The sequence below is a fragment of the Streptomyces sp. NPDC020362 genome (assembly GCF_040642095.1).
GTDB lineage: Bacteria > Actinomycetota > Actinomycetes > Streptomycetales > Streptomycetaceae > Streptomyces.
Genome location: NZ_JBFAET010000165.1, coordinates 1 through 6,638 on the forward strand (window position 1 = coordinate 1; position 6,638 = coordinate 6,638).

Consider the following 6,638-nt stretch of genomic DNA (forward strand, 5'->3'; position numbering starts at 1 on the left):
CCCACCACCGCGCGGGGGCGGCCGGCCAGCCCGGCGGCCCCGAGCAGCTGCGGCTGCAGTGGCTGACCGCGCTGGAGGTGCGCGGCATCCGTCCGTTCCTCGACCAGCAGCGGGTGCTCAGCGCCTCCACGGGCCCGAAGCAGCAGGGCGGCCCGTCGCTGCGCGGCTCGGACCGGAGCGCGGCGGCCCGCAGGCGTACGGTGCTGGAGCAGTCGTTCGGCCAACTGCCGGAGCCGGACGGCCCGTTCGCCGGGCGCCGTCAGGAGCTGGCGCGGCTCAGGCAGTGGGCGCAGGCGGCCCGCGCGGCCACCGAGACCCGGCCCACGGTGGTCGTCCTGCACGGGGAACCCGGCTCGGGCCGTACGACGCTCGCGGTCCGCGCGGCGCACGAGCTGAGGGACCACTTCCGGGGCGCCGTCGTCGTGGACCTGCGCGGCGACAGCCGGGAGGGGCCGCCCCTGCCCACCCGGGACGCCCTGCTGCATCTGCTCAACCGGCTCGGCGCACCCCGTGAGCAGCTGCTGTTCCGTGAGCGCTCCTCCCCCGACCAGCAGGTCAAGCGGCTCGGCGAGCTGTACCACCGGCATCTGACCGGTCTGCCGGTGACGATCGTGCTGGACGACGCCTCGGACCCGGAGCAGGTGCGCGCCCTGGTGCCGGAGCGCTCCGACAGCCTGGTCCTGGTCACCGCCCGCACCCCCCTGGAGCTGCCCGGGGACCTGCCGGCGTGGGTGCACCACCTGCCGGTGCAGGCACTGGACGCGGCGGGCGCCGAGGAACTGCTGAAGACGGCCGCCGAGGACGCCTCGGGGCCGTACGACGCCGAATCCGCCCACCTGATCCGGGAGTTGTGCGGGGGGCTGCCGCTGACCCTGCGCGTCGTCGGCTCGGCGCTGGGCCCGCGCTCGCCCCGGCAGCTGGCCACGGACCTGGGCGCGTACGGCCCGGTGGAACCGGTGGAGCGGGCACTGTGGCTGCGCTACACCGACCAGCCCGAGACCACGCGCCGGCTGCTGAGGAGACTCGCGCTGGCCGGCCGGGCCTCGCTCGGCGCGGCGGCGGCCGCCGCCCTGCTGGCCACCGACGAGCCGGAGGCCACCCGGCATCTGGTCGCTCTCGCGCAGGCCGGACTGATCGACCATGTGCGCGGCAGCCGCTACCGGCTGCACGACGTGGTGCGGGCCTTCGCCCAGGGCCGTCTGCTGGACGAGGAGGAGCCGGCCGAGCGCACGGCCGCGCAGGAGCGGCTCATCGTGAACTACGCGGAGCTGGCCGACTCGGTGCTGCGGCTGGTCGACGGCAACATGTCGACGCGTTCGGACCGGTTCGGCCCGCACGGCTTCACCTCGCTGGACGAGGCGCTGCGCTGGCTGGACGACGAGTCGAGCTTCATCACGGCGGCCCTGCGCCAGGCCGAGGGCGTGAACCAGGCGGCCGTGCAGAACCTGCTGGGCGCGCTGTGCGACTACTGCCTGCTGCGCGGCGACCTGTACCGGCTCGGCGAGATCAGCGAGCTCGCCCAGGCCGTGGACCAGGGCCTGCTGGTGCGCTCGGTGCAGTGGCGCACCGGCATCGCGGCCCGCCAGCTGGGCGAGCTGGACAAGGCGCGCGCCACCCTCGCCTCCGTGGTGGACCTCTACCGGGAGGCCCACCACGACGCGGGCGCGGCCCGTGCGCTGTGCTCCCTCGGGATCACCCTGCACCACCAGGGCAGTCTCACCGAGGCGGCGGCAAGGCTCCAGGAGGCCCTGGACCTGCAGGCGGCCGAGGAGCTGGCGACGGACCGGGCCTGGACGATGCACGCGCTGGCCGCGGTCCAGCGTGACCGCGGCCGCCTGTCCGAGGCCCTGGACCTGCTCACCGGCTCCCTGGTCCTGCACCGCGAGGGCGGCTCCCTGCACGGGGAGGCCTGGGCCCACTTCCAGCTCGGGCAGCTGGCGCTGCGCCTGGGCGACGTACCGCGCGCCCAGACCGAGCTGCGGGCGGCCCTGGAACGCTACGGCCGCACCCACGACGCCCGCGGGGAGGCCTGGGCACTGACCCAGCTGGCCCGGGCGCGACTGGTCGACGGCGACGCCTCCCCCGCCGTCGACGCCCTGCGCCAGGCGGCGGCCCGGCACCGCGAGAACGAGGACGCGCGCGGCGAGGCCTGGACGCTGTACTACCTCGGCCAGGCCCTGGAGGAGACCGGCGAGCTGGCCCAGGCGGTCCGCGACCTGGAACGCTCCCGGCAGATGTTCTCCCGGATGCGCGACGTCTACGGCCTCGCCTGCGCCCGCCACCACTCGGCCCGGGCCACCCGCGACCAGCGCGCCGCGCAGACCGGCTCGCTGCGCAACTCGGGCTTCGCCCGCCAGCTGCTCGTGGACGCCCGCGCCGACTTCCAGCGCATCGGCGTCGCCCACGGCGAGGCCTGGACCTGCCTGGAGCTGGCGGTGGTGGACGCGGGCAACGCCCGGATGCAGCAGGCACTGTCCCTGTGCGACGAGGCGCTGACCCTGTTCACGTCCTTCGGCGACCGCCGCGGCGAGGACTGGGCGCGCTTCCTGCGCTGCACCCTGCTTCCGTACGCGGCACCGGGCGGGGTCGAGGTGGGCACGGCTGTCTCCCAGGAGGAACTGGCCCAGCTGTCCCGCGCCGCGCATCCGCTGCGCGACGAGAAGCTCGGCGAGTGGATACCGGCCTACGCCCTGCTGCTGGAGCGGGGCGTGAGCCTGGAGACGGGCTGGCAGGCCTGGCGCCTGCACATGACCCCGGACCGCCACGCCCGGGAGGTGATGGGGGTGGAGGTGCCGGCACGGCCATGAGCCGGCCGGTCCCCGCCGCGGGGGCGGCCGGGCACGACGGCGCCCCTGAGGTCCCCCACGCCTTCACGGCAGCGGGGGAGGTGCAGAGCGGCGTCGTCGCCCGGCGTCTCAGCCCTGCTGCGGCTCGCCCCGGCCGGAGGCTGCCGCCTCCTCCCCGGACGGGGCCTCCTTGAAGTCGACCTTCTGCATGTGCTTGCTCATCGACTTCATCAGGCCCCACACGGCCAGGGCCATCACCGCGAAGACGATGAAGCCGAGGACGCCGGGGGTGACCTTGTTCTCGTCGACCTCCTTGGCGAGGGGGACGAGATGCGTCACTGCCAGGCTCACGCTTGCACTCATGTCAGGCATTGTCGCGGATGCCCGCGAAGAGGTCGTCCTCGGGGAGGGAGGTATCGACGAGCGACTTCGCCAGCTCGTACTCCTCCGTCGGCCAGACCTCCTTCTGCAGCTCCATCGGAACCTTGAACCAGCCGCCGTCGGGGTCGATCTGCGTGGCGTGCGCGATCAGCGCCTTGTCACGGATCTCGAAGTAGTCCGCGCACGGGATGTGCGTGGTCAGCGTGCGCTCGGTGCGCTCGAACTCGTCCCAGCGCTTGAGCCACTCCCCGTACGGCGACTCCAGGCCGCGCTCCAGCATCGCGTTGTGCAGGGCCTCGGTGCGCGGACGGTTGAAGCCCTGGTTGTAGTAGAGCTTCTGCGGCTGGTAGGCCGTGCCGAACTCGCTCTCCGGGTACTTCTCGGTGTCCGCCGCGCCCTCGAACGCCACCATCGAGATCTTGTGGGTCATGATGTGGTCGGGGTGCGGGTAGCCGCCGTTCTCGTCGTAGGTGGTGATCACCTGCGGGCGGAAGTCGCGGATCTTCCGCACCAGCTCACCGGCTGCCTTGTCGACGTCCTCCAGGGCGAAACAGCCCTCGGGCAGCGGCGGCAGCGGGTCGCCCTCGGGCAGGCCGGAGTCGACGAAGCCGAGCCACTCCTGGCCCACGCCGAGAATCTCGCGGGCCTCGTCCATTTCCTTCTTGCGTACCTCGTGGATGTGCTCCTCGATGTACTTGTCGCCCTGCAGCTTGGGATTGAGGATGGACCCGCGCTCTCCGCCGGTGCAGGTCACCACCAGCACGTCCACCCCCTCGGACACGTACTTCGCCATGGTGGCCGCGCCCTTGCTCGACTCGTCGTCGGGGTGCGCGTGAACGGCCATCAGTCGCAGCTGCTCAGTCAAGACTCAATCCTCGGTATGTCGGCGCCCCGGTCTCTTCGGGTGCGGTCAAACAGGTGCCGCCCCGAAGGGGCGTCCCTTGAGGGGCGGTGGTCGGGTGGCGGGCGGCAGGCTTCTATAGTGACCGAATCGGGGGGCGAATAATTCCGGGGTCCCGCCCCGGGGCCCGTTTTCGGGACTCGGTCCCGACCCTGCCGGGAGGACGAGCATGAGTACGGCGAGCACGCGGCTGCCCGAGGGCCGCTACGGCCGCTCCTCGGACGAGCGCGCCGACCGGAAGCTCAGGATCGCCGGGACGGTGCTCGGCACGGCCCTGCTCGCCCTCGTCGGCTACTTCGGCTACCACTATGTGGCGGAGAACGAGATCAGCGCCCAGGTGATCACCTTCGACGCGTCCGACGACGCGGTCCGGGTGCATCTGGAGGTCCACAAGGACGCGGGCGCCTCCGGCTACTGCACCCTGCGCTCACAGAGCGCCGACGGTGCCGAGGTGGGCCGGGCGGACTTCCGTTTCACCGGTTCGGCCACGCGCATCGACAAGGTCGTCACGCTCCGTACGACAGCCAAGGGCACGACCGCCGAGCTGCTCGGCTGTCACGCGGGCTGACCCACCGCCGAACCCGCCCGCCGGTGCCGGACACCGCCCACTGTCACTCGGAATGCGTAGGCCCTGACCTGCGTTGATGAGATTCTGATGGCTTATGTCCTCCCCCTTTGGCCGGGGAATTGTTAGGCTCGTGGTTTCGCCCTTCCAAGAGGGAACATGCTTCTGGGTAGGGCGATGATTTGTATCCCCAGTACCGACGAGGAGCACCCTGTGACCCAGACCAGCGAGAACGTCACCTGGCTGACCCAGGAGGCGTACAACAAGCTCAGGGTTGAGCTTGAGTACCTTACTGGTCCTGCGCGCACGGAGATCGCCGCCAAGATCGCCGCCGCGCGTGAGGAGGGCGACCTGCGCGAGAACGGCGGGTACCACGCGGCCAAGGAGGAGCAGGGCAAGCAGGAGCTCCGTGTGCGCCAGCTGACCCAGCTCCTGGAGAACGCCCAGGTGGGCGAGGCTCCGGCCTCCGCGGACGGTACCGTCGCGCCGGGCATGGTCGTGACGATCGCCTTCGACGGTGACGTCGACGACACCCTGACGTTCCTGCTCGCCTCCCGCGAGTACGCGAGCGCCGACATCGAGACGTACTCGCCGCAGTCGCCGCTCGGCGCCGGTGTCATCGGCCACAAGGTCGGCGAGGACGCGGAGTACGAGCTGCCGAACGGCAAGAGGGCCTCGGTGCGGATCCTGAAGGCCGACCCCTACTCGGGCTGAGCCCGGCCCCCAGATGCGCAACGCGCCCCCGGCGTCCATGTGACACCGGGGGCGCCGTCGTGCGGGCGGGCGGTCAGGCGGTCACCGAGCGGTACCGGCGGACCGCCAGGGTGCGGAAGACGACGATCAGGACCGAGCCCGAGCTTCCGTTCCGAGACTTTCCCAGGTCACAGTCGAGGCTGCGGATCGTTCCGCGGGCTGCTTCGTGCCCGATTGCACGACCCCGGCTCAGGCGCCTGCGGCTGTGACGACGGCGTCAGTGGCGAAGCCGAGCAGGAGGCCGAGGAGGATGCACCAGGTGGTGAGGGTCTTGAGGCCGGTCTTGCGGGCTACGGCCAGCAGCTCGATGACGACGTAGAGGATCGAGCCGGCGGCGAGGCCGAGGAAGGCGATCGACAGGGTGTCGTTGACCACGTGCCGGCCGACGAGGGTGCCGAGGAAGGTGGGGCCACCACCGATCAGGCCCAGCCACACCAGAGTGGGCCAGGACGGGCGTTCGCCCTCGGCGGCCAAGGGGGCGACGATGCCGAAGCCCTCGGTGGCGTTGTGCAGTCCGAATCCGATGATCAGCAGGAGGGCGAGGGAGAGTTCGCCCTGGGCGGCGGAGTTGCCGATGGCCAGGCCCTCGGCGAAGTTGTGCAGGCCGATGCCGGTGGCGATCATCAGCGCGAGCGAGCCCGCCTGGCTGCGGGTCTTCGGCGCCAGTTCGGCGGAGGCGGCGGCGCCGGGGCCCGTGGCCCGGGCGGCGGCCTCGCGGCGGCGAGCGATCCAGCCGTCGTAGTGGACGAGCCCGGCGAGTCCGATGGTCAGGCCGGCGACCAGGGTGAAGCCCCCGGACGCCACCGTTCCCCAGGTGTGCTTGCCGAGCGCCTCGTCGATGGGCTCCCAGGCGTGGGCCAGCACGTCCCAGACGAGGAAGATCAGGATGCCGATGGCAACGGCGTTCAGGCCGGCCTTGAGTCGCGGTGTGGGTGTACGGAGGCGGCCGAGGGGGAGGCCGAGGTAGATGGTGAAGCCTGCAATGGCTCCGAGCAGGGCGATGTTGCCACTGGACATGGGGACTCCGGTCTGACGCGCACAGGAAGCGCACAGAACGTAAGGCAGGCCAGCCTTACCTAACAAGTCGTGGAGTTGCAGCTTCAACGAAGCTTGGGAAAGTCATTGCGCGTTCCAGTCCGTGTCGCGGGTGCAATCCCCCCTCCAGCGTCGTCTTCGCAGCGGTTCACAGGAAGCAATACCTCCCGGAAAACAGCATCTTGACGGGTTTCACCCGCATCTATGGGCGAGGTAC

General features: G+C 71.4%; 6 protein-coding genes. 3 read left to right on the forward strand and 3 right to left on the reverse strand.

Features of this window, described 5'->3' with window-relative positions; all coding sequences use genetic code 11:
* The coding region (locus AB0H32_RS36685) for a tetratricopeptide repeat protein (RefSeq protein ID WP_361130138.1) at positions 1-2,807 on the forward strand (2,807 nt) is incomplete at its 5' end.
* A 108-nt stretch (positions 2,808-2,915) separates the two neighbouring features.
* On the opposite strand, the gene AB0H32_RS36690 is transcribed toward AB0H32_RS36685, so the two are convergent.
* Together AB0H32_RS36690 and mca are read right to left on the reverse strand one after the other, a co-directional pair.
* The gene (locus AB0H32_RS36690; protein WP_361130141.1) at positions 2,916-3,158 is read right to left on the reverse strand and encodes a hypothetical protein; all 243 of its coding nucleotides are present in this window, start codon (positions 3,156-3,158) and stop codon (positions 2,916-2,918) included.
* Positions 3,151-4,011, reverse strand: a complete 861-nt coding sequence (mca, locus tag AB0H32_RS36695; protein WP_361130190.1) for a mycothiol conjugate amidase Mca — start codon at positions 4,009-4,011, stop codon at positions 3,151-3,153. Before mca ends, AB0H32_RS36690 begins: the two co-directional genes overlap by 8 nt.
* A 226-nt stretch (positions 4,012-4,237) precedes the next feature.
* On the opposite strand from mca, the gene AB0H32_RS36700 reads away from it, so the two are divergent.
* On the forward strand, positions 4,238-4,636 hold the full coding sequence (locus AB0H32_RS36700) for a DUF4307 domain-containing protein (protein ID WP_361130144.1): 399 nt from the start codon (positions 4,238-4,240) through the stop codon (positions 4,634-4,636).
* 210 nt (positions 4,637-4,846) lie between these two features.
* Positions 4,847-5,347, forward strand: coding sequence for a transcription elongation factor GreA (gene greA / locus AB0H32_RS36705; protein ID WP_361130147.1), 501 nt, complete (start codon positions 4,847-4,849; stop codon positions 5,345-5,347).
* Between the two features lie 228 nt (positions 5,348-5,575).
* Here greA and AB0H32_RS36710 read toward each other — a convergent pair whose 3' ends face one another.
* The gene (locus tag AB0H32_RS36710) at positions 5,576-6,403 is read right to left on the reverse strand and encodes a ZIP family metal transporter (protein ID WP_361130150.1); all 828 of its coding nucleotides are present in this window, start codon (positions 6,401-6,403) and stop codon (positions 5,576-5,578) included.
* Between the last annotated feature and the right edge of the window lie 235 nt (positions 6,404-6,638).

Excerpts from the sequence above, each read along its gene's own strand:
- mca (WP_361130190.1), bottom strand. The coding sequence starts at position 4,011 with ATGGCCGTTCACGCGCACCCCGACGACGAGTCGAGCAAGGGCGCGGCC.
- AB0H32_RS36710 (WP_361130150.1), bottom strand. The coding sequence starts at position 6,403 with ATGTCCAGTGGCAACATCGCCCTGCTCGGAGCCATTGCAGGCTTCACC.
- AB0H32_RS36700 (WP_361130144.1), top strand. The coding sequence starts at position 4,238 with ATGAGTACGGCGAGCACGCGGCTGCCCGAGGGCCGCTACGGCCGCTCC.
- AB0H32_RS36690 (WP_361130141.1), bottom strand. The coding sequence starts at position 3,158 with ATGCCTGACATGAGTGCAAGCGTGAGCCTGGCAGTGACGCATCTCGTC.